Below are 20557 nucleotides of genomic sequence, written 5' to 3' on the forward strand. Positions count from 1 at the left end.
CTGCCTTGCTTCCAGCGGCGAAAGGTTGCGTCCCATGGGGCTCCGAGACCCCCTGTACTGGCTCTACGAGCGGCGCCTGGAGCGCAAGCTCGGCGACGCCGAGACCCCACGCCACGTCGGCGTCATCCTGGACGGCAACCGCAGATGGGCCAAGGCCGGAGGGCTGGGCGACGTCGCGCGCGGCCACGAGGCCGGGGCCGAGAAGATCTTCGACCTGCTGGGCTGGTGCAGCGAGCGGGGCGTCCAGGTGGTCACCCTGTGGATGCTCTCCACCGACAACCTCGGCCGCGCCCCCGGGGAGCTGGAGCCGCTGCTGCGCATCATCGAGGGCACGGTGGAGCGGCTGCGGCGCGAGGGCTGGCGGGTCAACCCCCTCGGCGCCCTGGACCTGCTGCCCGATTCGACCGCCCGTGTGATGAAAGAGGCGGGAGCGGCCACATCCGGCAATCCCGGGCTGATTGTGAATGTGGCGGTCGGGTATGGGGGTAGGCGTGAGATCGCCGATGCGGTGCGGTCCCTCCTGCACGAGGAGGCCGCCAAGGGCACCACGATCGAGGAGCTCGCCGAGCGACTCGATCTGGACCACATCGCCGAGCATCTCTACACCCGCGGCCAGCCCGACCCGGACCTGCTCATCCGGACCTCGGGGGAGCAGCGCCTCTCCGGCTTCCTGCTCTGGCAGAGCGCGCACTCGGAGTTCTACTTCTGCGAGGTCTTCTGGCCTGCCTTCCGCAGAGTGGACTTCCTGCGCGCGCTCCGCTCCTTCGGCGCGCGGAACCGGCGGTTCGGCGGCTGAGCCGGCCCACACCCCCGCCCCGCAGCCACCGCGACGAAAGGACGCCACCCGCTTCACCCGGTGTTCACATGCCGTGTCACCTGGGGGTCTTGCTCTTCACAGCCTGCCGGGTACCGTCGGAACCAGCGGACGGTGCGCATCCGTCCGCTGCGGGAGGCCCCTGCTGTCCGAGGTCCTGTTCCCACGAGGAGCTCACCACGACGCGGGCCGGTCCCGGCCCGTCGCGGGGGTCGGTCCCGGTCCCAGGAATCCCGTGAGAGAGGGGCGCCCCCGCGGCGCCCAAGGGGAGAACGAGTGGCTAGTTCCTCGACCACCCGGCGCACCTACGTGCTCGACACCAGCGTCCTGCTGGCCGACCCCGCGGCGATGACCCGGTTCGCCGAGCACGAAGTGGTGCTTCCCGTCGTGGTGATCTCCGAGCTGGAGAGCAAGCGTCACCACCCCGAACTCGGCTACTTCGCCCGGGAGGCCCTGCGCCGCCTCGACGACCTGCGCGTCGAGTACGGGCGCCTGGACGCCGACGTCCCGGTCAACGAGTCGGGCGGTACCCTCCGCGTGGAGCTCAACCACAGCGACCCGACCGTGCTCCCGGCCGGTTTCCGGCTCGGCGACAACGACACCCGCATCCTGACGGTGGCCCGCAACCTCGACGAGGAGTCGGGCATGGCCGGAACCGGGGCCACCGTGCTGGTCAGCAAGGACCTGCCGATGCGGATCAAGGCGTCGTCGATCGGCCTGAGCGCCGACGAGTACCGGGCCGAGCTCGCCATCGAGCACGGCTGGACGGGCATGGCCGAGCTGGAGGTCCCCGGGCACGAGGTCGCCGCCCTCTTCGAGGACGGCACCGCTGAGATCGAGGCCGCTCGCGACCTCCCCTGCCACACGGGCCTGGTGCTGGTCTCCGAGCGCGGCAAGGCGCTGGGCCGGGTGCTGCCGGACAAGTCGGTCAAGGTGGTCAAGGGCGACCGGGACGTCTTCGGCCTGCACGGCCGCAGCGCCGAGCAGCGCATCGCGCTGGACGTGCTCAGCGACCCCTCGGTGGGCATCGTCTCGCTGGGCGGGCGCGCCGGCACCGGCAAGTCGGCCCTGGCCCTGTGCGCGGGGCTGGAGGCGGTCCTGGAGCGCGGCCTGTACCGCAAGGTGATGGTCTTCCGCCCGGTGTACGCGGTCGGCGGCCAGGAACTCGGCTATCTCCCGGGCACCGAGAACGAGAAGATGACCCCCTGGGGGCAGGCGGTGCACGACACCCTGTCCGCCGTTACCAGCCAGGACGTCATCGACGAGGTCGTGGACCGGGGCATGCTGGAGGTCCTGCCGCTCACCCACATCCGCGGGCGCTCGCTGCACGACGCGTTCGTCATCGTCGACGAGGCCCAGTCCCTGGAGCGCGGGGTGCTGCTCACCGTGCTGTCCCGGCTGGGGGAGAACTCGCGGGTGGTCCTCACCCACGACATCGCCCAGCGCGACAACCTGCGGGTGGGCCGCTACGACGGCGTCGTCGCGGTGATCGAGAAGCTCAAGGGGCACCCCCTGTTCTCGCACACCACGCTGACCCGGTCCGAGCGGTCCCCGATCGCCGCCCTGGTCACCGAGATGCTCGAAGGCTGACGCGCCGCACCGGCCCGCGGTGCCGGTGAGCGCGGCCGCTGAACGCGTGCCCGCCGGAGCGCCGCTCCGGCGGGCACGCGCGCGTTCACCCCTCCTTCCCCACCCGTTCCGGTCCGGGACCAGGCGGGCAGATAGAACGCGGACGGAGGGGCGCCGCGGCGCCCCTCATCCGCGCCTTTCACCGAGCCCGAGGAGCCGCGTTCCATGGCACCGACCCCCGAATCCCCCGACACCCCCGAACCCTCACAGCCCGCGCCGCCGTCCGGGCGGGACGCGCCCTCCCGCCGGTCGGTGCTCGGCCGCGGCGCCCTGCTCGGCGGCACCGCGCTGGGCGCGTCGCTGGTCGGCGGCGCCCCCGCCTTCGCCCAGGGGAAGAACCGCCCGAAACTGACGCACGGCATCCAGCTCGGCGACCCGCGCCCCGACGGCGCGGTGGTGTGGGCCCGCGCCGACCGGCCCGCCCGCATGGTGGTGGAGGTCGCCACCCGGCCGGACTTCTCCGACGCCGAGGAGGTCCGCGGGCCGATGCTCACCCCGGCCTCGGACGGCACCGGGCGGGTGCGCGTCGACGGCCTGGAGCCGGGGAGCGAGGTGCACGTGAGAGTGCGCGCCGAGTCCGGCAGGTACAGCAGCGAGCCGGTGACCGGGTCGTGCCGCACCCCCCGCGGCGGCCGGCCGGTGCGGTTCCTGTGGTCGGGCGACGTCGCCGGGCAGGGGTATGGGATCAACCCCGACATCGGCGGGATGCCGATCTTCGCGGCCATGGCCGACCGCGACCCCGACTTCTTCCTCCACCGCGGGGACGCCTGCTACGCCGACGGGCCGCTGGAGGAGCGGGTCGAGCTGCCCGACGGGCGGATCTGGCGCAATGTCACCACCGAGGCCAAGTCCAAGGTGGCCGAGACCCTGGCCGAGTTCCGCGGCCAGTACGCCTACAACATGCTCGACGACAACCTGCGGGCGTTCGCCGCGCGGGTGCCGCAGATCGTGCAGTGGGACGACCACGAGGTCACCAACAACTGGTACCCGGGGGAGATCCTGGAGGACGACCGGTACACCGAGACGTCGGTGGACCGGCTGGCGGCCCGCGCCCACCGCGCGTTCCACGAGTGGCAGCCCATCGTGCGGCGCGAGGCGGTGGACGGGCGCATCTACCGTCGCCTGTCGCTCGGCCCGGACGTGGACGTGTTCGTCATCGACATGCGCCCCTACCGGGCCGCGAACTCCGACGGGACCGCCCCCGACGAGCCGATCCTGGGGCGCAGGCAGGCCGACTGGCTGCTGCGCGAGGTGAAGCGCTCGAAGGCCGCCTGGAAGGTGATCGCCGCCGACATGCCGATCGGGCTGGTCGTGCCCGACGGCGACGCCATCGAGGCCGTCGCCAACGGGCGCCCGGGGGCGCCCGCGGGGCGGGAGCCGGAGATCGACCGGGTGCTGAACGGCCTGCACCGCGCCGGGGTGACCGGAACCGTGTGGGTGACCGCGGACGTGCACTACACGGCCGCCCACCACTACTCGCCGGACCGCGCGAGCTCCTCGGAGTTCACCCCGTTCTGGGAGTTCGTGTCCGGGCCGCTGCACGCCGGGGCATTTGGGCCCAACGAGCTGGACCCCACCTTCGGGCCCGAGGAGGTGTTCGTGCAGGCGCCGCCCGCGCCCAACACCTCGCCGCTGGACGGCTTCCAGCACTTCGGCGAGGTGGAGGTGGACCCGGAGTCCAAGGCGATGACGGTGTACCTGCGCGACGCCAACGGGGACGAGCTGTGGTCCACCCAGCTGGAGCCCGGTTCGGCCTGACACACGGCCTGACACGCGGGCGGGCACGGGTTTCGGACATCACCGCGGACGGTGCCCGCATGTCCTAAGATCGGGGGCGCCGGCGGCGGCCGAACGGAGCGGCCGCGCAGCCGGAGCCCCCGCACGGATCACGCAACGGAACGGGACCCAGGTGGCGGCGGTGAACGCCGTGACGCGATGTAGTGTGACCGAGGTCATGCCGGAACCGGTGTCCGGCCTTCGCGGCATACGGCAGGGTTAGGGACGGATCGTAACCAGGAGCCCCCGGGCGCGCGCCCGGAGGCGGAGGCGTCCGCCGCCCCGCCCCCCAGCCCCCGACATCGGGTCGCGCGCACTTCTGACGGAAGGCCCACTCGTGCTTCTCAACCGCATCTCCCCCCGCCTGGCCGCGGGCATCGGCGCCGCGGGCCTGACCGCGGGCGCCCTGTTCGCCGGGACCATGTACTTCGCCGGGGCCGACACCGGACAGGTGACCGGCGCCGCCGTGCAGCCGCCGCCGCAGGCCGGCGGCGAGGACTTCTTCGCCGGCGTCGAGGGCGTCTCCGACGAGCAGCGCGCCTCCGCGCGCGAGGAGGCCCAGAACCGCATCGACGAGGCGAACTCCGCTGCGGGCGCCTCCGGCGTGGCGTCGCCGGAGAAGAAGGAGGAGGAGCCCGAGGAGGAGTCCTCCGACGAGGGCTCGTCCGACTCGGGCGGAGGCAGCGCGGGCGGCGACACCAGCGCCGACGCCGACTCCCTCAACTGGCCCGCGCTGGCCCAGTGCGAGTCGGGGGGCAACCCCTCGGCGGTGAATGAGGCGGGCGGCTACTACGGGCTGTACCAGTTCTCCATGCAGACCTGGCAGTCGGTGGGCGGCAGCGGGAGCCCGGCCGAGGCGCCGTCGAGCGAGCAGACGATGCGCGCCAAGATGCTGTACGACTCCGTGGGGGGCAACTGGCAGAGCCAGTGGCCCGAGTGCGGGCGCCACCTGTTCGACTAGGGGCCGTCGGGGCCCGTTGAGGCCCCGCCCCCTGAGCGTGTGGTGTGGGCTCCGTGAGGGGCCCACACCACACCTGCCCCACGCACCCCGCGCATCCCCCTGTTCCGCGGTTCTCGCCCCGTTTCCCGGGGTGGACATGTCGGGATTTGCTGTTATTGTTCCGTGACGATGCGGGTGGTCCCCGGACCCCCGCCCCATAAGGAGCCCCCGGAGCCCTGCGCGGCACGCACCCGAGAACCCCGGTGCCCCCGAAGTACCGCCGCGCGGACCCCAGAGGCGAGGGCGGCCGGCGAAGTTCCCCTCTCAGCCGCCCTTTCCGATTCCAACCTGTGCCCGGGGCATCGGTCGATCGCGCGCGCTCGCCGGCGCGCGACTGGCGAAAGGGCGATTTTTGCTGACGAACCGGATCTCGCTGCGCGCGGCCGCCGCGGTCGGATGCGCCACCGTGGTGGCGGGAGCCGCCTTCGGTGTCTCCGCATTCGCCGACAGCGGCTCCCCCGAGCAGGCGGCGAGCGCGGCCCTCCCCGCGGACGCGCCGAAGGCGGAGTCCCAGAGCGAGGAGGAGTTCTTCTCCGACGTCGAGGAGGTCTCCGACGAGCAGCGCGCGTCCGCGCGCGAGGAGGCCAAGGACCGCATGGACGACGCGGGCTCCGCGGCGGGCGCCAGCGGCACCGCGTCGCCGGAGAAGAAGGAGGAGGAGAAGGAGGAGTCCGACGACGACGGCGGCTCCGACTCGGGCGGCTCGACTCCCAGCGGCGACCCCAAGAGCATCGCCAAGGCCATGCTCGGCGACTTCGGCTGGAGCTCGGACCAGTTCAGCGGCTGCCTCGAGCCGCTGTGGGAGAAGGAGAGCAACTGGAACCCGTCGGCGCAGAACCCGAGCTCGGGTGCGTACGGGATCCCGCAGGCCCTGCCCGGCTCGAAGATGGCCACCGCGGGGTCGGACTGGCAGACCAACCCGGCCACCCAGATCGAGTGGGGGCTGGGGTACATCGAGGACCGGTACGGTTCGCCGTGTGAGGCCTGGTCGCACTCGCAGGCCAACGGCTGGTACTGACCGGCCTGAGACGGAAGGGGCCCTCCGGACAGTGTCCGGAGGGCCCCTTCGTCGTTTCCCGGCGCGTATCCCGTCCTGTTGCCGTTCCGTCCCTCAGATCGACAGGAAGAACCAGCTGTCGAAGGAGTGCTGCAGGACGGGCCCGTAGGCCTCCGCCTCCCCCTCGGGGACGTTCAGGGAGAGGGTGAAGCCCTGGCCCTCGTGGTGGACGGAGTACTCGGTGAGGTAGCGCTCCGGGTTGTCCCAGTCGTTGCCGGTGTAGCGGTTGACGACGAAGGCCGCGTCGTACTCCGGGTCCCAGAGGAAGGGGTACTCGTCCTCCTCCAGTTCGCGGATCTCGTCGGTGCGGTAGTTCTCGTAGTCGCCGGAGGACTTGAAGGACTCGTCGTTGGCCTCCAGGCGGGCCAGGCTGCCCTGGTCGCCCTCCAGGTCCCAGGTGGCCAGCATGAAGCGGCGCTCGCCGGTGGAGTCGGCCATGGTGACCGTGCCGGTGCCGTCGGAGGACATGTCGCTGTCGTCGAGGGTCCAGCCGGAGGGGTAGTCGACGCTGAAGCGGTCGCCGTAGTAGGTCTCGAAGTCGGTGGGGACGCCTTCGGTCTGCCCGGTGTCCCCGCCCTCGGAGTCCCCGGAGTCCGACGGGTCCTCCCGCGCCTCGGTGTCGGCGTCGCCGCTCTCGGAGCCGCTGGAGCCGGTGTCCGACTCGGAGCCGCCGCTCTCGCTGTTGGCGACGATGGCGACGAACGCGCCGCACCCGCCCAGCACGAGGAGGGCGAGCACCACGCACCCGATCCCGAGGACCAGGGGCGTCTTGCTGCCCGACTTCTTCGGCGCCTGCGGGGGCTGCGGGGGAGGGCCGGCGGCCGCGTAGGCGGGCTGCCCGGGAGGTGGCCCGCCGGGCGGGAAGCCCGGCCCAGGGCCTTGTGCGGGGCCCGGACCGGGCGGAGGCCCAGCGGGTCCCTGAGGCGGCCCAGAGGCCGCGGGGGAGGGCCACCCCCCACTGGGGCCCTGTGGCCCAGGCGGCATCCCGTGCGAGGGCGTACCCCCCGTAGGCACCGCACCGGGCCCACCCGGGCCAGCCGGGCCGCCCATCCCCATCTCCGCGGGGACGCCACCGGCAGGAGTCCCGGGTCCGGGTCCACCCATGCCCATCTCGGCGGGGAGCCCGCCGGCCGGGGTTCCGCCTCGGGGGCCGGGGTCGATCCCTTCAGGTGCACGTGGCCCAGGATCGAACGCCGCGGACGGCCCCGTCCCGGAAAGGGCGGCTCCCGGCCCGGAAGCCGAGCGGAGGAGCTCCAGGGCGGCGTCGGGCCCCAAACGGTGCGCGGGGTCGCGCTCCAGGAGCCCTGAGATGAGCGGCTGGAGCGGGCCCGCCTGCCGCATGTCCGGCACCGGGTCGGAGACGACCGCCGAGATGGACGCGGTGATCGTGCCCCGGCGGAACGGGGAGGAGCCCTCGACGGCCTGGTAGAGGGTGACCCCGGCGCTCCAGAGGTCGCCGGCGGGAGTGGCCGCCTCGCCCAGGAGGCGTTCGGGCGGCATGTACTCGGGCGACCCGATGAGCGCGCCGGTGGCGGTGATGGAGGCGCCGCCCTCCATGGTGGCGATGCCGAAGTCGGTGATGACGACGCGTCCGCTCTCGCAGACCATGACGTTGCCGGGCTTGATGTCGCGGTGGACGACGCCGGCCTCGTGGGCGGACTTGAGCCCTTCGATCAGCGCGGTCGCGAGCGCGGCCGCCCGAGAGGGCAGGAGGGGCCCGTTCCGGCTGAGCTCCTGGTCGAGGGAGTGCCCGGGGATGAGCTCCATGACCACCCACGGGTTGTCCTCGAAGTCGAAGACGTCGTGCACGGTGACGATGGAGGGGTGCGGAACCCGGGCGGCACTCTGCGCCTCCCGGAGCACACGCGCCCGAGCCTCGGCGCGCTCATCGTCGGACAGGTGAGCGGGGAGGAGGATCTCCTTGACGGCAACGGCCCGCTGGAGCTGGGTGTCCCAGGCCTTCCAGACGATGCCCATACCGCCGCGGCCCAGCTCCTTGTCCAACCGGTAGCGCCCCATCACAACGCGGGCGCCCTCATCCGTGGACATCAGTGAGGCCTCTCAAGGGGGAGATAACGTTAGCGATCGTGCATGCAGACTACTAACCAGCCACACCGGACAGACCCAGAGGGCAGGATCCCTCTTGTCCGGATCGGGCCTTTCGAGAGGGCTGGCGAGGTCACGGAGGAGGGCGCCTCTGAGCGGCGCCCCTGAGGAGCGGTCCGACGGTTCAGTCGACCTCTTCACGCCTCTTCTTCACCAGAGCCGCCACCCTGACGGCCGCATCTTGAGGGTCCTCGTGTTCCCAGATGCGGAGAACGCGCCAGCCTCGTTCTTCCAGCAGGCTGTTCGTCTCGGCGTCACGCTCCCGGTTCCGTCGGACCTTCTCGGCCCAGAAGCTCGTGTTCGTCGCGGACACGGTGTGGTGCTCGGGGCAGCCGTGCCAGAAGCAACCATCGAGGAAGACCGCGACCTTGACCTTGGTGAACGCGAGATCGACGGTACGACGGTATGACGGGATTGCGGCATAGGAGACGCGATAGCGGAGCCCCAGGGCATGCACGGCACGACGCAGCGCGAGCTCGGGCTTGGTGTCACGCCCCTTGTTGGAGCGCATGCTCTTCCGTACGCCGGGGCTGGAGGCACCTACGGGGCGGGAAGCCGTCATAGGGCCAACGCTACGGGACGTCGTGATGTCGCGATCACGGCCGTCCACAGGTTGTCGAGGCTCCATGGTCCGTCGCAGAGGTCGGATGAGGAAGGACACGTTCGGCCAGAGGCATGCCCCAGGGATGGATCGTCGTACCCGTGGTGTTGGCTACTGGGTGGACAGAGGCGCTGGACAGCCGTGCGATGCAGGGGGCGGGCGCCTATAGTTTCATCAGATTCAAGCCATGACGGAGGTGCGATGGGCAGGGGAGGTATCCGGACGGTCGACCTGTTCGCAGGTGCCGGGGGGCTGAGCCTGGGGTTCCAGCTCGCCGACCGGGGGTTCGAACCGGTCTTCGCGGTCGAGGTCGATGACGCCGCCGCTCGCACGTTCAAGCGGAACTTCGACTGCGACGTCCATTCCGGATCCATCGAGGATGTGCTCCACTACCCGGATGCCGACGTCATCATCGGCGGTCCCCCTTGCCAGGGTTTCAGCCCTCTCGGGCGTGATCGGGACGATGAGAGCCGGGCCCAGTTGAACGAGCTCTGGCAGCAGTACCTGACCGCGGTCCGCCGGATCCGACCTCAGGCCTTCGTCATCGAAAACGTTCCCGAATTTCAGAAGTCGGCTCAGTTCGCGAAACTTCTCCGGATCATGGAGTCCGATCCGGAACTGAAGGATTATGCGTACGGTTACGGTGTCCTCAATGCTGCCGACTACGGGGTTCCGCAGCGTCGGAGGAGAGGAATATTCATCGCCGTCCGAGACGTCGAGAATGTTCCTTGGCCTCCTCCGCCCACGAATGGCCCGGACTCTCCGGGTGAAGTCCCTTACGTGACTCTCAGAGACGTTATCTCTGATCTTCCGGAGGTTCCTGAGAGGACTGAGATCGAGATCGATGACGATGGGGTGCAGCACCTTCATATTCGGCGTTCGCCGACACAGAAGTCCCTCGAACGGTATCGGGCGATTCCGGAAGGTGGAAACAGGTTCGATCTTCAGCGGAATCGACCCGACCTCCTGCCCAACTGCTGGAAGAACAAACCGACCGGTACCACGGACGTCATGGGGCGGATGTGGTGGGACAGGCCTTCGTTCACGATCCGTACCGAGTTCTACAAGCCGGAGAAGGGGCGTTACCTCCACCCTGTGTACGATCGCCCGATCACGCACCGAGAGGCCGCTCGGCTGCAGAGTTTCCCTGATCAGTTCACCTTCGAGGGAAGTAAGATCGAGGTGGGAAAGCAGATCGGAAACGCGGTCCCTCCGTTGCTGGGCAAGGCGATCGCAGAGCATGTGTATCGGCTGACGTTCGCACCCGAAGCCGCGCAGCTGGAGCTCACTCAGATGTGGTGATGAGGTCGCACTGATCTCTCTGTCGGTGAACGAGAAACGGATACTCGAATGATGGACACCCCCCTCCCTCTTTCGGATGGTCCCGATTCTTCCAGCGGATCGGACGATCCGGGACTCGACGACGTCGAAGCCTGGTTTCGATCCCGATCTCGGATGGAGGAGATCTTCGGTCGCGTCTTCCGACAGGCGATAGATGAGGTGTTGGACGGCCAGCGGACAGGACGCTTCGATCTTTACGCATCGAATGTCGCGAAGACGGAGCGCACATACCTGGGGACGAAGGTCGAGATCATCTGCCAAGACGAGTTCGGCCTTGACCGTGGAGAGGTGATGGATTATCGCATCTGCGGCCATGAGGTGGACGCCAAGTTCTCGATGACCTCACGTTTCTCTCAGGCCATCCCTACGGAGGCCGTCGGCCGGATATGCCTCTTCATGTATGCGCAGGACCAGAAGGGTGAGTTCTCTGTCGGGCTCATGCGGCCCACCGATGACGTTTTGAATCCGGGAAGCAATAAGGACGGGAAACGAACCATCAAGAAGGAGGGGCGATCGAAGATCAGGTGGCTCGTAGAGAATGGTCGCCTTCCTGAGAATCAGCTGCTCCGGTTTCCTGCGAGCGTGGTCGAGCAGGTGTTCAGTCGTCGGCTTTCCGGGCAAGGAAGGGTCACGGAACTCTTCCGAAGGGTTCAGGGGTCCCTGATCAGGCGCGAGACTCTCATCACGGTCGCGCGGCAGCACGATGGCCCGAAGCGTGCTCGGGATTCGAGGTTGCGCCTGGCCGATGAGGGGATAGTGATTCTCTGCTCGCTTTACGGGCACCCGCAGATAGCTTCGGAATTGGGTCTTCCGGTGCCTGGGAAGAGCGAATGGGTCAGTGCTCGACTCGTCGAGAGGCCCGTTGGGGATGATCGCCCGTTCACAGTCCTCTCAGGGATAGAGTATGTCGTCGCTCAAAACGACGAGCCAGCGTGTCGTGTCCCCGCGAAATATGGTTCGATGCCGTGATCGCCGCTGATGATCGGAGGGCGTGTTGCCTGCCCCGTTTGCCATTGGGCTCTGTGGGTTCAGAGAGGGAAGGCCCAATACAAGTGATAAGAGCGATAAGTTCTCTGTGAAGTTGGGTCATGCCTTCTTCGAGGCCATGGGGGTCGATGGGGGGCGCCCTGCCCGGCCGGACGTGGGTTCGTTGATGCAGTCCGCAGTCGTCGAGGACCTACGTCAACGGGTCGTGGTGCAGACCGAGCATCTTGACATTCACGCTGACAGGCGTATCGACAAATTCGAGCAGTACTCGCATCTTGGAGTCGTGCGCGAGCTCGTGCGGGATTCCTCGTCCGGAGGCCGATTGGCCGAACTGGTCGACGAGATCAGTACCCTCACCTCGTCGTTCCGGCCCTCTGCCCTTGAGAGTAAACTGTCAGCGCTTCTCGATGATCTGAGCAAGGAGGAGCTCAAGGCCCGTGAGCAGAGGCGACTGCTGCTAGGAGCGCTCGGAGAGGAATCCGTTCTCGGTCTGGACGTCGCGATCGGCCGTACGTCCCCGTACCGGTCGGACCGGTCGGATCTTCCGCACCTGGCCGCCGGCTTCTCGGTCAAATGGTCACTGAGAACCGATCGCGCTCAGGATCCACGCTCTCAAGGAGCGAAACTCTCCGCACTACGGAGGGGGCGGATGCCCCATTTCGCAGTGATCGTCATGGAGCCGCGTCCCTATTTTCTCTCGATCCTCGGACGTGGAGCCGGGGACGTCGACTGCGTCTACCATCTCCATCTTCCGGCTTTGGAGACTGCACTCGAATCAGTCTGTAACGGATCGTCCGCGACGAGTTCCCAGAGGCAGACCTGGGACACGTTCTGCAGGCTCCGTGATCAGGGGCGTCTCCGTGACTACGACGACTTGGTCGATCTTGTGCGGACGCTCTGAAATCACCGTTGCCGCATATGGTGTTACAGGGACGCACTCTGGGGTCGGTACAGGGTGGGCTCCGACCCCAGAGTTACGTCGTTTTCAGAACGGGGTCGGTACTACTTCGCGTTCGTCATCTTCAGGACGTCTAGGGCCTCGTCGAGCTGGGTCTCCGTCAGCTTGCCTTCGCTCACGTAGCCGCGCTCGATGACGACCTGGCGGATCGTCTTGCGCTCGGCCAGGGCCTGCTTCGCGACCTTGGCCGCCTCCTCGTAGCCGATGTAGCGGTTCAGCGGGGTCACGATCGACGGCGACGACTCCGCGTACTCCCGGCACCGCTCCTCGTCGGCCTCCAAGCCGGCCACGCAGCGGTCGGCGAAGACGCGGGACACGTTCGCCAGCAGGCGCACCGACTCCAGGATGTTGCGGGCGATCATCGGCAGCTGCACGTTCAGCTCGAAGTTGCCGCTCGCGCCGCCGAAGGCCACCGCCGCGTCGTTGCCCACGACCTGCGACGACACCTGCAGCATCGCCTCGCACAGCACCGGGTTCACCTTGCCCGGCATGATCGACGACCCCGGCTGCAGGTCCGGCAGGCGCAGCTCGCTCAGCCCCGTGCGCGGGCCCGAGCCCATCCAGCGGATGTCGTTGGCGAGCTTGGCGAAGCCCACCGCGATCGTCCGCAGCTGCCCCGACAGCTCGACCAGCCCGTCGCGCGCCCCCTGGGCCTCGAAGTGGTCCCGCGCCTCGGTCAGCGGCAGGCCGGTGGCCTGGGCGATCTCGGCGATGACCCGTGGCGCGAAGCCCTCCGGCGTGTTGATGCCGGTGCCCACCGCGGTGCCGCCCAGCGGCAGCTCCGCGACGCGCGGCAGCACCGCCTTCAGGCGCTCGACGCCGTACCCCACCTGCGCCGCGTACCCCGAGAACTCCTGCCCCAGCGTCACCGGGGTGGCGTCCATCAGGTGCGTGCGCCCGCTCTTCACGACCCCGGCGAACTCCACGGCCTTGCGGTTCAGCTCGCCCTGCAGGTGCTCCAGCGCCGGGACGAGGTCGTTCACCACCGCGGAGGTCGCCGCGATGTGGATCGACGACGGGTACACGTCGTTCGACGACTGCGAGGCGTTGACGTGGTCGTTCGGGTGCACGTCCAGCCCGGAGGCGTCCTTGGCCAGGGTCGCGATGACCTCGTTGCTGTTCATGTTGCTCGACGTGCCCGAGCCCGTCTGGAACACGTCGATCGGGAACTCGTCGTTCCACTTGCCCTCGGCGACCTCCAGGGCCGCCTGGCGGATGGCCTTGCCGAGCTCGTCGGAGATGACCCCCAGCTCGGCGTTGACCTTGGCGGCGGCGGCCTTGATGTGGCCGAGCGCCTCGATGTTCGCGGCCTCCAGCCCCTGGCCGGAGATCGGGAAGTTCTCCACCGCGCGCTGGGTCTGGGCCCGCCACTTGGCCTTAGCGGGGACCTGGACCTCGCCCATCGAGTCGTGCTCGATGCGGAACTCACTCATCGTTGAAAGACACCTCCAGGGAAACCTGTCCCCAAGATTGCCAGAAGTAGAGGTGGGGGGTGGGGGTGCCCCCGCCACAGACCGGGCGTGGCCTCGGGCGTTGTGGGCGGTGTCACGTAGGGCGCCCCCGCGGAAAAGCATTAGGCGGGCCCACCGGATTTCCCTACGGTGGCCGTATGCCGTCACCATCACGGGGAGAACCCCCCGCCCTCACCCTCCGCGGGGTGGTCAAGTCCTATGGCGCCCTCCGCGCCGTCGACGGGCTCGACCTCGACGTGCCCCCGGGCATCGTCCTCGGGCTCCTCGGCCCCAACGGGGCCGGGAAGTCCACGACAATGCGCATGCTCACCGCCCAGACCCGCGCGGACGACGGGGAGATCACCATCCTCGGCCACTCCGTCCCCCGCGAGTCCAAGCGCGCGCGTGCCCTCATGGGCGTGGTGCCCCAGCACGACAACCTTGACGAGGAGCTCACCACCGCCGAGAACCTCCTGGTGTTCGCCCACCTCTACCGCGTCCCCAAGGCCGAGCGCGCCGAAGCGGTGGAGCGCGCGTTGCGCATCGCCCACCTGGAGGACCGACGCGACACCCGGGCCGACAAACTGTCCGGCGGCATGCGGCGCCGACTGCTCATCGCCCGCGGCCTGGTCCACCGCCCCCGCCTCGTCCTCCTCGACGAGCCCACGGTCGGCCTGGACCCGCAGGTCCGTCAAGAGCTGTGGAGCCTGGTCGCCTCCCTGAGGGACGAGGGCGTCACCGTCCTCATGTCCACGCACTACATCGAGGAGGCCGAGCGCCTCTCCGACGAGGTCGCGCTCATGGCCAAAGGCCGCGTGGTCCGCCACGGCGTCCCCGCCGACCTCATCGCCGAGTACGCGGGCAAGACCGTCGAGGAGTTCCCCGCCGGAGCCGACGGCCACGAGGAGCTGGAGCGCCGCGCGCAGGCCGCCGGGCTGCCCACCCGCCGCACCGGCGCCGCGCTGGCCGTCATGCGTGCCGAGGAGATCACCGAGGCCCTCCGCGGCGAGCTGGGCCGGGGCGACGTGCGCCCCAGCAACCTTGAGGACGTGTTCGTGAGCCTGACCGGGGAGCGTGTGGAATGAGCGTGCAGGAGACCGCCGAGCGCCCGGAGGCCGCGGCCGCGCTCGCCGCGCGCACGGGCCCGCCCGGACGGTTCGAGCTGGCGCCCGTCAAGGGCGTCCTCACCCGTGAGTGGGCCCTGTACCGCCGCAGCTGGAAGCCGACCACCTTCGCCTCCGTCGTGGAGCCGGTCATCTTCCTGCTCGCGTTCGGCTTCGGCCTGGGCTCCCTGGTCGGGGTGGTCGCCGGGTACCGGTACCTGGACTTCATCGGCACCGGCATCGTCGCCACCTCCGTCCTGTTCACCTCCATCTACCCCGGCCTGATCGACACCTATGTGCGCCGCGTCTTCCAGCACACCTACGACGGCATGCTGGCCGCCCCCGTCGACGTGCGGGAGCTGGTGACCGGCGAGGCCGCCTGGATCGCCCTGCGCGCCGGCGTGTACGGCTGCGCGCCGCTGCTGGTGGCGATCGGCTTCGGCCTGTCCCCGGCCACAGGGATGATCGCCGTACCGCTGATCGCCATGGTCACCGGCTTCGGCTTCGCCCTGATGGGGATCTGGATGTCGGCCGTGGTGCCCTCGATCAAGACCATCGACTACGTCATCTCGGGCCTGATCACCCCGATCTTCCTGGTGGCGGGCACCTTCTTCCCACTGGACCAGCTGCCCGGCTGGGCGCAGACCGTCTCCAAGCTCAACCCGCTCTACCACTGCGTGGAGCTGGTCCGCGGGGCCGCGTTCGGCATCGACACGGGCACGGCCGCGCTCCACTGGGCCGCCCTGGCCGCCTTCGTCGTGGTCGCCTGGGGGCTGGCGGTCTTCCAGATGCGCCGGCGACTGATCGACTGAGAGCCGGGACCGAGGACGGGACGGGGCGGGGCCGCCCGGCCTGCCAGGGCCCCGGCCCTCAGGACGTCGGCCCCCAAGACCCAGGCCCCTGGAAACGGAAGAGGGCCGCGCCCCGGAGTCATCACTCCGAGGCGCGGCCTCCAGCGCTCTTCCGGACGCCGGGCGTCACTCCCCGCTGGGCGCCCACCGGATGTTGGTCGTGGCCCGCTCCCCATCGAGGGACGAGGCGTAGCCGACCGCCCCCCACTGGTCGGAGTCCGACTCGCCCTCGGACTCGGCGAACGGCCGCAGGTCCATGTACATGCCGAACACCGCGTTCTCGTTGCCCTGCATGACCTGCTTGTACACCGGGTCATCGCCCAGGCGCCCCTGCCCGGTGGCCCCCGAGGACACCACGACCGTGTCCCCATCGGAGTTCACCCCGGGCGGCGAGGAGTAGGAGCCCTGCGAGGCCTCCTCCACCAGGTCCTCGATCAGCCCGGCGTCCGCTCCCGCGGCCCTGTACTGCACCGAGCCGCTGTCGAAGCCCTCGAACGGGTCCGACAGGCCGCTGTCCAGGCCGCTCATGCCCAGTGCCGTCTGCGTGCCGAGCAGGTCGGTGAAGCCCTCGGGCACGGAGATGCCCATCTCCTGCAGCGCCGACTCGGCCTCGTCGAACTCCTCCGGCATGACGCCGGCCATGTCGTTCCACGACTGCTCGGACAGCTCGTCCAGGCCGCTGCCGCCGAGGGCGATCATGGTGTCGTCCGGCAGCTCGGCCATCTCCGAAAGCCCGGTCTGCTCGGTCGTGTAGTCCCCGAGCGAGAAGTCGCCCATCTGGAAGTCGATCAGGTCGGCGCGCAGCTCGGCGTAGTCGGCGTCGACCGACACGGCCGCGGCGATGCGGCCGTCGAACTCCATGTCCTCGAAGGAGCTGCCGCCCGAGCCGTAGTCGCTGTAGTCCTCGTAGTCGCCGTACTCGTCGTAGCCGGTGCTGAAGGGGTCGCTCGCGCCCGACAGCCCCTCCTGGATCAGGTCCGACGCGCTGCCCAGGTCGTACCACATGGCGGCCAGGCTGTCGTCGGAGACGCCAGCCATGTCGGAGGAGTAGGTCTCGTTGTCGGCAAGCGAGCCCTCCTCCTCGACCTTCTTCTCGACGTCGTCGAGGGTCCCGGTGGACTCGGTGAGGAACATGAAGCCGTCCCGGACCTCGCCCGCGCCGTCCTCGGAGCCGGAGAAGTCCTTGGCGAGGTCGTCGACGACCTCATCGGCCGCGCCCTCGTCGGTGACCGCGATCGCGACGACCGGCTCGAAGGTGGGCCCCTCCTCGTCGGCCCCGGTGCCCATCGCGGCGAAGCCGAAGCGCTTGCCCAGCCACGGCTCGATGTCGTCCTCGTAGCTGAGGTCGCTGTCGCTCGACTCCAGGATCTCGTCGAAGAGGGCGGCGGCCGGGTCCTCGTCGCTGCCGAGCTCGTCCTTGACCGAGTCGGGCAGCTTGCCCGCGAAGCTCGCGTAGTCGGTGAGCTGGGCCCCGGACGGCTTCAGGTCGACCTGGAAGTAGCCGGCGGCGTCACCCGGAAGCACCGTGTCCGGCTGCGGCCCGCCGAACAGGCGCGTGACGACCGTGTTCGCGGCCCACACCCCGGACCCCATGAGGAGCACGCCGAGCCCCGCGGCCACGGGGATCATCCACACGCGGCTGCGCCGCGGCGCCCCGCCCGGGGGCGGGCCCTGAGGTGGGCCCTGCGGCATGCCCTGGGGCGGATACCCGGGACCCATCGGGGGCGGCCCGGCGGGGCCGGGCTGCTGCGGCCCGGACGGCTGCCACTGGGGGCCGCCGGGGGGATCGGGGTAGGACATCGGACCTCCGGAGTGCGCTTTTGCCTGTAAGACCGTACCAATCCGCACAGGTCCCCTCGGCCCGGCGACGGGGGACGTCCGCCTCTGGTGGCCGGGTCCGGCCGGACCCGGCCACCAGAGGCGCCGCTGGAAGGTCGGTCAGGAGCTCGCCGAGGCGAAGTCCACCCCGCTGTAGGTGGCGAGCTTGGAGATGCGGTGCTCGCTGTGCACCTGCCGCACGGTGCCGCTGCGCCCCCGCATCACCAGGGAGTCCGTCATGGCGCCTCCGGCCTCGTAGCGCACACCGCCCACCAGCTCGCCGTCGGTGATGCCGGTGGCCGCGAAGAACACGTCGTCCGAGGAGACCAGGTCGTCGGTGGTCAGCACCCGGTCCAGGTCGTGCCCGGCGTCCAGGGCCGCGCGCCGCTCCTCCTCGTCCTTGGGCCACAGCCTCCCCTGGATGGTGCCGCCCAGGCACTTCATCGCGCAGGCGGTGATGATCCCCTCCGGGGTGCCGCCGATGCCCAGCAGCAGGTCCGCGCCGGTCCCGGGGCGGGCTGCCATGATGGCGCCGGCCACGTCGCCGTCGGTGATGAACTTGATGCGAGCCCCGGCCTCGCGGACCTCCCGCACCAGGCCCTCGTGGCGCGGCCGGTCCAGGATCACGACGGTGACGTCCTGCGGCGTACCGCCCTTCGCGCGCGCGACGGCCCGGATGTTCTCGGCCACCGGCGCGGTGATGTCCACCACGTTCGCCGCCTCGGGGCCCGCGGCCAGCTTCTCCATGTAGAACACGGCCGACGGGTCGAACATGGACCCGCGCGGGCTGACCGCGATCACCGAGATCGCGTTGGGCATGCCCATCGCCGTCAGGCGCGTGCCGTCGATCGGGTCGACCGCGACGTCGCACTCGGCCCCGCTGCCGTCGCCGACCCGCTCGCCGTTGTAGAGCATGGGGGCGTTGTCCTTCTCGCCCTCGCCGATCACCACGGTGCCCTTCATGGACACGGTGCTGATCAGGTGGCGCATCCCGTGCACGGCCACGCCGTCGGCGCCGTTCTTGTCGCCCCGGCCGACCCACCGCGCGGCGGCCAGCGCCGCCGCCTCGGTGACCCGGACCAGTTCCAGGGCCAGGTTGCGGTCGGGGGCGGTGTCGCTACTGTGCGCAGGCGGCGTGGACTCGGTCATGGATGGCCTCTCAGAAAGGGGCGTGAGCTGCTGAAGAAGGGGCCCGCGCGCGCGGGCGTGGAACAACTCTATTGAACTGGCGTAGCCTCATCCTGAGGCGGGCGACGGATAAGGACGGGACGCGGACGTGACAGTCGACAAGGCCGAAACCGAGCGCAAGGCGGAACGCGGCTCTGCGCGCGGTGCGGCGACACGGAGCGCCCTTCTGGAGGCCGCGGCGCACGTCTTCCGCACGGTCGGCTTCTCCAAGGCGGGCGTGAGCGAGGTCGTGCAGCAGGCGGGCGCGAGCGTCGGCAGCCTCTACCACCACTTCGGCGGCAAGGCCGACCTCTTCCTCGCCCTGTATGAGGAGTTCCAGCAGCGCCAGCAGGAGCGCACGCACACCGCGGTGACGCGCGCGCGGGCCGAGGGGGAGACCGACCCCACACGGCTGATGTACGCGGCCGCCCGCGCCTACCTCGACGGCTGCATCGAGGAGCGGGACACCACCCGGCTGTTCTTCAGCGGCGACGGCCCGCCCGGCTTCGACTCCCAGCTGCGGGTGCGGCTGCGCGAGTGGACCGACCGCAACGTGGCCCTGTTCCGCAAGGCCGACGAGCCGGTGGACGAGGCGCTGCTCATGGTCGTCAGCGGCGCGATGCTGCTCGCGGTGTCGGAGGTGGTGCACCGCCCCGACGAGGACGCCCGCCGCCTGGCCGACGACGTCACCGAGCTCCTCTCCGACCTGCGGCCGCGGCGCCGTGCCGAGGGCCGCGGCGCCGAGGGCTGAGCACCCGGGCACGGGAGAGCGGCGGCGCCGCCGAACCGGCCGGGGCGCCTGAAGAGGGGCGCGGACCACACCCGACCCGGTGCGGGCCGCCCGCGAGGGTGCGGCAAGCTGGAAGCATCATGAGTACGTACAACCGCTCCCAGGCCACCATGGGTCCCATGGTGCTGGCCATGGCCATTCTCGTCGGGGTCCTTCTCCTCATGGCGATGGTGGTCAAGTGGCGCACCGTCGAGCACATCCCCAGCGTCGACTACGCGCCGCAGGCCGAGGCGATGGAGCGCGAGGCCGACTTCCCGGTGTACGCCCCCGAGGGCCTGCCGGAGGGGTGGGTGCCGACGAGCACGAACATGGGCGCCGACGGCGGCACCACGTGGACGGTCGGCTTCGCCACCCCGTCGGACATGCACGCCGAGTACCTGATCACCGGGGACGCGGAGGCCGCCGAGGCGGCCGCGGGCGGCGCGGCCGAAGGCACCGTCGAGGCCGGCGGCCTCGAATGGGAGCGCCGCGGCGCCGACTCCGATGGGGACAGGGCCCTGGTCCACGAGGGCGAGGACGGCGGGTTCCTGGTCGTCAGCGGCAGCGCCGACGAGGAGGAGCTGGAGCGGCTCGCCGCGTCGCTTCAGGAGCGCTGACCACCGCGCGGGCTCCCTGCGGGCTCCGTGCGGGCAGAGCGTCGTCCATCTTTCACGTTGCGCTTATATCGGGCGGGTAGGGGCGCAGCGACAGTCACACCCCTAGGGCGCACAGCGCCCGCCACGGAGCGGACACCATGATGGACGGCATTCTCGACTGGCTGAAGGGCCTCTTCGGAGACACCGCCCAGGACGCGGTCGACACCCTGCAGGGAACTGCGGAGGAACAGGGGCAGCAGTACGCCGAGGAGGCACAGGGTTACGCCGACCAGGCGCAGGACGCCGCGGGAGGCGTGACCGAGCAGGCCCAGGACGCCGCGGCAGGCGTGGGCGAGCAGGCGCAGGAGTACACGGACCAGGCGCAGGGCGCCGGGGAGGCCGTGCAGGACGTCGCCCAGGACCCCACGGCCGCCGCCGAGGACGCGTTCAGGAACGGGGCCGAGGGCGGGCGCTGAGGCGATCCCTCGCGCGACCGCATCGGCGACCACCGACGCGTCCGGCCGAGCCTCTCA

At 70.1% G+C, this 20557-nt stretch carries 18 protein-coding genes; 13 read left to right on the forward strand and 5 right to left on the reverse strand.

The genetic code is table 11. From position 1 onward, the window contains the following. Positions 1-34: 34 nt before the first annotated feature. The 5 genes from O4J56_RS10020 to O4J56_RS10040 all read left to right on the forward strand — a co-directional run bounded on the left by O4J56_RS10020 (position 35) and on the right by O4J56_RS10040 (position 6237). Positions 35-796, forward strand: coding sequence for an isoprenyl transferase (locus O4J56_RS10020; RefSeq protein ID WP_270685400.1), 762 nt, complete (start codon positions 35-37; stop codon positions 794-796). Positions 797-1123: 327 nt separating this feature from the next. Then, positions 1124-2404, forward strand: coding sequence for a PhoH family protein (locus tag O4J56_RS10025; protein WP_270685470.1), 1281 nt, complete (start codon positions 1124-1126; stop codon positions 2402-2404). Between the two features lie 204 nt (positions 2405-2608). Next, complete coding sequence (locus O4J56_RS10030) at positions 2609-4201, forward strand: alkaline phosphatase D family protein (RefSeq protein WP_270685402.1); 1593 nt, start codon at positions 2609-2611, stop codon at positions 4199-4201. 355 nt (positions 4202-4556) lie between these two features. Beyond that, complete coding sequence (locus tag O4J56_RS10035) at positions 4557-5180, forward strand: transglycosylase family protein (RefSeq protein ID WP_270685404.1); 624 nt, start codon at positions 4557-4559, stop codon at positions 5178-5180. A 391-nt stretch (positions 5181-5571) separates the two neighbouring features. Then, a complete protein-coding gene (locus O4J56_RS10040) occupies positions 5572-6237 on the forward strand; it encodes an aggregation-promoting factor C-terminal-like domain-containing protein (protein WP_270685406.1) in 666 nt (221 codons plus the stop codon). Positions 6238-6330: 93 nt separating this feature from the next. Here O4J56_RS10040 and O4J56_RS10045 read toward each other — a convergent pair whose 3' ends face one another. Together O4J56_RS10045 and O4J56_RS10050 are read right to left on the reverse strand one after the other, a co-directional pair. Continuing rightward, a complete protein-coding gene (locus O4J56_RS10045) occupies positions 6331-8325 on the reverse strand; it encodes a serine/threonine-protein kinase (protein WP_270685407.1) in 1995 nt (664 codons plus the stop codon). A gap of 181 nt (positions 8326-8506) precedes the next feature. Next, positions 8507-8893, reverse strand: a complete 387-nt coding sequence (locus tag O4J56_RS10050; RefSeq protein ID WP_270685409.1) for a very short patch repair endonuclease — start codon at positions 8891-8893, stop codon at positions 8507-8509. 291 nt (positions 8894-9184) lie between these two features. Here O4J56_RS10050 and O4J56_RS10055 point away from each other — a divergent pair, with 291 nt between their 5' ends. The 3 genes from O4J56_RS10055 to O4J56_RS10065 all read left to right on the forward strand — a co-directional run bounded on the left by O4J56_RS10055 (position 9185) and on the right by O4J56_RS10065 (position 12212). Continuing rightward, complete coding sequence (locus tag O4J56_RS10055; RefSeq protein ID WP_270685410.1) at positions 9185-10285, forward strand: DNA cytosine methyltransferase; 1101 nt, start codon at positions 9185-9187, stop codon at positions 10283-10285. Between the two features lie 153 nt (positions 10286-10438). Further along, entirely contained in the window at positions 10439-11293 is an 855-nt protein-coding gene (locus tag O4J56_RS10060) for a NaeI family type II restriction endonuclease (RefSeq protein ID WP_270685412.1), read from the forward strand. Between the two features lie 184 nt (positions 11294-11477). Further along, positions 11478-12212, forward strand: coding sequence for an NgoMIV family type II restriction endonuclease (locus O4J56_RS10065; RefSeq protein ID WP_270685413.1), 735 nt, complete (start codon positions 11478-11480; stop codon positions 12210-12212). Positions 12213-12313: 101 nt separating this feature from the next. Here O4J56_RS10065 and O4J56_RS10070 read toward each other — a convergent pair whose 3' ends face one another. After that, positions 12314-13702, reverse strand: a complete 1389-nt coding sequence (locus O4J56_RS10070) for a class II fumarate hydratase (protein ID WP_270685414.1) — start codon at positions 13700-13702, stop codon at positions 12314-12316. 176 nt (positions 13703-13878) lie between these two features. Here O4J56_RS10070 and O4J56_RS10075 point away from each other — a divergent pair, with 176 nt between their 5' ends. Both O4J56_RS10075 and O4J56_RS10080 read left to right on the forward strand, forming a co-directional pair. Continuing rightward, positions 13879-14805 (forward strand): ABC transporter ATP-binding protein, encoded by a 927-nt coding sequence (locus O4J56_RS10075; protein ID WP_270685415.1) that lies wholly within the window; start codon positions 13879-13881, stop codon positions 14803-14805. Next, a complete protein-coding gene (locus tag O4J56_RS10080; protein ID WP_270685416.1) occupies positions 14802-15635 on the forward strand; it encodes an ABC transporter permease in 834 nt (277 codons plus the stop codon). Before O4J56_RS10075 ends, O4J56_RS10080 begins: the two co-directional genes overlap by 4 nt. 165 nt (positions 15636-15800) lie before the next feature. On the opposite strand, the gene O4J56_RS10085 is transcribed toward O4J56_RS10080, so the two are convergent. After that, a complete protein-coding gene (locus tag O4J56_RS10085) occupies positions 15801-17303 on the reverse strand; it encodes a hypothetical protein (RefSeq protein WP_270685417.1) in 1503 nt (500 codons plus the stop codon). Between the two features lie 309 nt (positions 17304-17612). Continuing rightward, positions 17613-18641, reverse strand: coding sequence for a class II fructose-bisphosphatase (gene glpX / locus O4J56_RS10090; RefSeq protein WP_270685418.1), 1029 nt, complete (start codon positions 18639-18641; stop codon positions 17613-17615). Between the two features lie 127 nt (positions 18642-18768). Between glpX and O4J56_RS10095 the strand changes: the two genes are divergently transcribed. The 3 genes from O4J56_RS10095 (at position 18769) to O4J56_RS10105 (ending at position 20500) form a co-directional block, all read left to right on the forward strand. Next, positions 18769-19410: a TetR/AcrR family transcriptional regulator gene (locus O4J56_RS10095; protein ID WP_270685420.1), complete on the forward strand. Its 642-nt coding sequence runs from the start codon at positions 18769-18771 to the stop codon at positions 19408-19410. A gap of 119 nt (positions 19411-19529) precedes the next feature. Then, positions 19530-20045: a DUF4245 domain-containing protein gene (locus O4J56_RS10100; protein ID WP_270685421.1), complete on the forward strand. Its 516-nt coding sequence runs from the start codon at positions 19530-19532 to the stop codon at positions 20043-20045. A gap of 137 nt (positions 20046-20182) precedes the next feature. After that, a complete protein-coding gene (locus tag O4J56_RS10105) occupies positions 20183-20500 on the forward strand; it encodes a hypothetical protein (protein ID WP_270685424.1) in 318 nt (105 codons plus the stop codon). The last annotated feature ends 57 nt before the right edge of the window (positions 20501-20557 follow it).

Source organism: Nocardiopsis endophytica, assembly GCF_027706725.1.
GTDB lineage: Bacteria > Actinomycetota > Actinomycetes > Streptosporangiales > Streptosporangiaceae > Nocardiopsis_A > Nocardiopsis_A endophytica.

Excerpts from the sequence above, each read along its gene's own strand:
- O4J56_RS10055 (WP_270685410.1), top strand. The coding sequence starts at position 9,185 with ATGGGCAGGGGAGGTATCCGGACGGTCGACCTGTTCGCAGGTGCCGGG.
- O4J56_RS10080 (WP_270685416.1), top strand. The coding sequence starts at position 14,802 with ATGAGCGTGCAGGAGACCGCCGAGCGCCCGGAGGCCGCGGCCGCGCTC.
- O4J56_RS10105 (WP_270685424.1), top strand. The coding sequence starts at position 20,183 with ATGATGGACGGCATTCTCGACTGGCTGAAGGGCCTCTTCGGAGACACC.
- O4J56_RS10060 (WP_270685412.1), top strand. The coding sequence starts at position 10,439 with ATGGAGGAGATCTTCGGTCGCGTCTTCCGACAGGCGATAGATGAGGTG.
- O4J56_RS10065 (WP_270685413.1), top strand. The coding sequence starts at position 11,478 with ATGCAGTCCGCAGTCGTCGAGGACCTACGTCAACGGGTCGTGGTGCAG.
- O4J56_RS10045 (WP_270685407.1), bottom strand. The coding sequence starts at position 8,325 with ATGTCCACGGATGAGGGCGCCCGCGTTGTGATGGGGCGCTACCGGTTG.
- O4J56_RS10050 (WP_270685409.1), bottom strand. The coding sequence starts at position 8,893 with ATGCGCTCCAACAAGGGGCGTGACACCAAGCCCGAGCTCGCGCTGCGT.
- O4J56_RS10100 (WP_270685421.1), top strand. The coding sequence starts at position 19,530 with ATGAGTACGTACAACCGCTCCCAGGCCACCATGGGTCCCATGGTGCTG.
- O4J56_RS10020 (WP_270685400.1), top strand. The coding sequence starts at position 35 with ATGGGGCTCCGAGACCCCCTGTACTGGCTCTACGAGCGGCGCCTGGAG.
- glpX (WP_270685418.1), bottom strand. The coding sequence starts at position 18,641 with ATGACCGAGTCCACGCCGCCTGCGCACAGTAGCGACACCGCCCCCGAC.
- O4J56_RS10075 (WP_270685415.1), top strand. The coding sequence starts at position 13,879 with ATGCCGTCACCATCACGGGGAGAACCCCCCGCCCTCACCCTCCGCGGG.
- O4J56_RS10030 (WP_270685402.1), top strand. The coding sequence starts at position 2,609 with ATGGCACCGACCCCCGAATCCCCCGACACCCCCGAACCCTCACAGCCC.
- O4J56_RS10085 (WP_270685417.1), bottom strand. The coding sequence starts at position 17,303 with ATGATCCCCGTGGCCGCGGGGCTCGGCGTGCTCCTCATGGGGTCCGGG.
- O4J56_RS10070 (WP_270685414.1), bottom strand. The coding sequence starts at position 13,702 with ATGAGTGAGTTCCGCATCGAGCACGACTCGATGGGCGAGGTCCAGGTC.